This window comes from Mycobacterium sp., from assembly GCF_032162105.1.
In the GTDB taxonomy this organism is placed as follows: domain Bacteria; phylum Actinomycetota; class Actinomycetes; order Mycobacteriales; family Mycobacteriaceae; genus Mycobacterium.
Window position 1 is genome coordinate 1 of the sequence record NZ_JAVRPS010000231.1, and the last position, 3,677, is coordinate 3,677.

Below are 3,677 nucleotides of genomic sequence, written 5' to 3' on the forward strand. Positions count from 1 at the left end.
GCGTGCTCGGTGACCTGGCGCAGGATGTTGAGTTGACGCTCGAGTTCGTTGACCCGCGTGGCACGTTCGTTCTCCTCGAGTTTCGCCGCAGCGAGCGAGGCCTGCAGCGATTCGTTCAGCGAGCGGGTGGTCTGGTTGGCGATGCCGCGGTAGTGGTCACGCAGCTGGCGCTGAATCCCCTTGAGCCGGTCGCGCGACTCCTTGCTGACGATGAAGGACACGTCGTCGACGAAGCGGCGCATGTTGCCCTTGGCCTCGTTGCGCACCCGCGCCATCCGGTTCTCCATGTCCTCCTTGTAGGCCTTGCGGCCCAACACCAGACCGGCGCCAAGCGACAGCGGATTGAACATGCCAAGCCCCGCGAAGGACGTGATCATGCCGAACATCAACACGCCGCCGTAGGACCCGCGCATGCCGGTAACCACCTTGTGGCCCTTGCCGATCGGCTTGGCCTCCAGCTTGGACACCGACTTCATCTCGCCGAATCCCGCACCCATCTCCCGCGCGTCGATCTGGGGCATGTCGACGGCGTCGATGCCGGCTTCTTGGAAGTTGTGCGCCACCTCTTCGGCGAGCGCCCCCGCACGCTGATACGCCCACACGAAGTTGTCGCCGACGGCGGTGGCGATCGCGTTCTCGAGTTCGGCGCCGATCTCGGCCCAGTGCTGCGTCGGATCGCAGCCGTCGATGACCTTCTCGGTGTGCTGAGTGATCGCCCGGAACCGGCCCCGCAGGTCGTGGTCCACGTCAGCGGTCAAGTCGGTGATGCCGTCGTTGAGCACCTGCTGCCACAGCGCGGTCTGCGCAAGCGCATCCATGGCCTCCTGCTTGCGCCGCTCCAGGTCGGCGGTCATCCGGTCACGGGCATCGGGATCGTTGATCGCCGAAAGCTCAGCGGTGACGGCGAGGGTCAAATGCTCAGCGGCGGAACGCACTTCGGCAAGCACCTGGTCGCGTACTCGATCGTTCTCCCTGGACAGAACCTTCTCGCTAAGGAACTTGACGACGGCAGGGAAGTTCGATTCCTCGTTGAGTTCCTTGTCGTTCATCTGGATCGCGTGACTGCGCAGGATCGAAGAAACTGGAGTGACCGGAACATTTACGCCTGCCCGCCGCAGGTGTGCTTCGTTGGCCGCGACGATCTCGCGCCAATGCGGGTACAGATCGGTCTTGGTTGCCAGAATGGTTGCCAACGGGCAGATTTCGAGCGCCTGCCGGATGAAGGTCATCTCCGGCTCGGTGAACTCCTGGCTGGTGTCGCTGATCATCAGCATCGCGTCGGCGTCGGGCAGCAGGCCCAGCGTCGCCGAGAGGTGAGGTTGGCCGTGACCGCCGACCCCTGGGGTGTCGACGAACGCGAGGCCGTTCTTCAACAACGGGCTGGGCGCGGTGATCTCGGCGCGCAACACCTCGCGACCACCGGCCTGGGGTGCGCGCCGCAGATCGCTCTGCACCTCACTCGGCGGGATCTCGATGACCTCGGGCTCGGCGCCGTCGCCCCGCGAGACGATCAGCCGCGCCGATGCCTTCTCGCCGTAGGACACCACCGTGGCCAGTGCCGTGGTCTCGTCGTCGCCGACGCGGGCGACGGGAACGTTCAGCAGCGAGTTCAGCAGCTGGCTCTTGCCTTGTTTGAGCTGCCCGGCGATCACGACCCGGATCTGCGGGTCGGAGATCCGCTCCTTGGCCCTGCCGAGGCGTTCCACCAGGTCCCCGCGATCGTAGGTGGCCGCGATCTTGGTGCTGTGGTCGATCAACTCGACGATGACCTTCACCTTGCGCGGGTCGTTCGGTTGCGTCATGCGAGGTCCTCTTGGTCTTCGATGTCAGTCAACGGTAGGCGCGGAACTGGCGGGGACCCCCAGGGAGTCCCCGCCAGTCGCGGTGGTGGATCAGAAACCGTGCAGATCGGTGGCGTTGTGCGACGCCACGTCGGTGTCGTTGTGCGAGGCGATGTCGGTGGAGTTGCCCGACGCCACGTTGCTGGTGAAGCTGTGGTCGTCCTGCACCGAGGTGTGCACCGAATTGTCCTGCTCGAACGTGTTGTCCTCGTGCACCGAGCTGACGCTGTGCGTGGACGAGTCGACGCTCGAGGTGTTGCCGCTGCCAAGGTCGTGGCCGACGGTGGTCTGGTTGCCACCCACGGCCGTCGTGGTGTTGTTCGAGTGGTTCCCGTTGTCGTTGACGATGATCGATCCACCGCCGCCACCGCCACCGGCGTTGGCCTCGTTGCCACCGTTGCCGATGCCGAGCAGGCCGCCACCACCGCTGGAGCTGGCGCTGCCGCCGTGTCCGCCGGACATGTCGTTGTCCTTGATGATGGTGCCCTGGTTGCCGTCGATGATGTCGCCGCCGGAGTGCTGCGACGTATCGGTCACCGTGGTCTGGTTGCCCTCGCCGATGATGATCGGCGAGTGACTGCCGCCTTCGATCACGCCCGTATTGGCGTTGTTGCCGTGGCCGACGACGTTGCCGTCGCCGTTGACGCTGGTGGTGTCGATGTTGCCGGCGTGGCCGGTGTTCACCACGCCGCCGTCGGTGGCGGTGTTGGTGGTCTTGTCACCCAACGTGATGTCGCCGAAGCCCAGGTTGAAGGCGCCGTTCTGCGCGTTCGCCCCTGCGTGCTGATCCGGGCTCATGAAGTCGTTGTTGCTGGCGACCTGAGTGGCGTTGTGGCTTGCGAAGTCGGTCTGGGTCTGCGGCGCGAACGTCGTCTGCGGGGAGAACGGCGAGGCGATGCTGTGGTAGTCGGAGACCGCGCGCTGCAGTCCCTGTACCGGATCGCCGCCGCCGAGGGCGAGACCCGCAGGAGCCGCGGTGGCTGCCACGGAGGCGAACTGCGCCGCGCTGACGTTCGGCAGGCCGGCGTCACGCATGGCGCCTTCCGGGTCCTGGACGAAGGACGCTGCCACGTCCGGGCTACGGAACAGGTCGAGGATGTAGTCGAGCAGAGTGGTCATCGGAGTGCCTTTCGGTTGTTTGGTTCTTGAGTCTGTCGCAGGGGTGTCCGGCGAACTGATGACTACGTTATGGACCCGCGGACCCCGGTGAAACGGGGCCGACGCCCCTCGCTCCACCCCCCGATGCAGGGGTATAGGGGGATCCCCCATTAGGGGATTAGGGGATCACTGGGGGCGGTGGGTAAATTCACGTTCTACCTGCACAGATACGACAACAGCGCGGCCCGTGTCGGGCCGCGCTGTGCATCGATGCAGAGCTCGGAGCTAACTGAATACGTCGAATCCCGGGTCGTCGTGCTGCGGGAGGTGATCGTCGGCCACCTGATGGCCCCAGTCGTCCAGCGAGCCGGCGTCCAGCACCGGTGCGTCGTCGACGACCGGGCCGTCGAACTGCAGCGACGGATCGTCTGCGAGCGCCACCGCGGGCACGCCGCCGTCTGCGGACGGGTCGTCACCAACGTCGATACCGGTCGACGACAGGTCGGCGTGGGTATCCACGACGTTCGTCACGATGGTGTGCGCGTCGTCGAGCCCCTGCACCGGCAGATGGTCGCCGAACGCGTCGAACGCTGCCGTTGCCGCACCACTGGCCCACACATTGCTTCCCGCGTCGGCGTTGAACGAGTCGAAGCCCGTCGACGGCACGGCCGCGGACAGCGACTCCGCGACGACGGGGATCAGATGGTTGACGTCTGCACTGGTGACGTCGGTGAGATT

At 65.7% G+C, this 3,677-nt stretch carries 3 protein-coding genes; all 3 read right to left on the reverse strand.

Annotated features, from left to right (window positions below):
• On the reverse strand, positions 1 to 1,802 hold a 1,802-nt coding region (locus QOC69_RS11605), incomplete at its 3' end, for a dynamin family protein (protein WP_526439506.1).
• 90 nt (positions 1,803 to 1,892) lie between these two features.
• Positions 1,893 to 2,960 carry an IniB N-terminal domain-containing protein gene (locus tag QOC69_RS11610; protein ID WP_526439508.1) on the reverse strand — a complete coding sequence of 356 codons (1,068 nt, stop codon included), beginning with the start codon at positions 2,958 to 2,960 and terminating at the stop codon, positions 1,893 to 1,895.
• A gap of 264 nt (positions 2,961 to 3,224) precedes the next feature.
• Positions 3,225 to 3,677 (reverse strand): Rv0340 family IniB-related protein (locus QOC69_RS11615; protein ID WP_526439510.1); only part of this gene is annotated, 453 nt, incomplete at its 5' end.

Excerpts from the sequence above, each read along its gene's own strand:
- QOC69_RS11610 (WP_526439508.1), bottom strand. The coding sequence starts at position 2,960 with ATGACCACTCTGCTCGACTACATCCTCGACCTGTTCCGTAGCCCGGAC.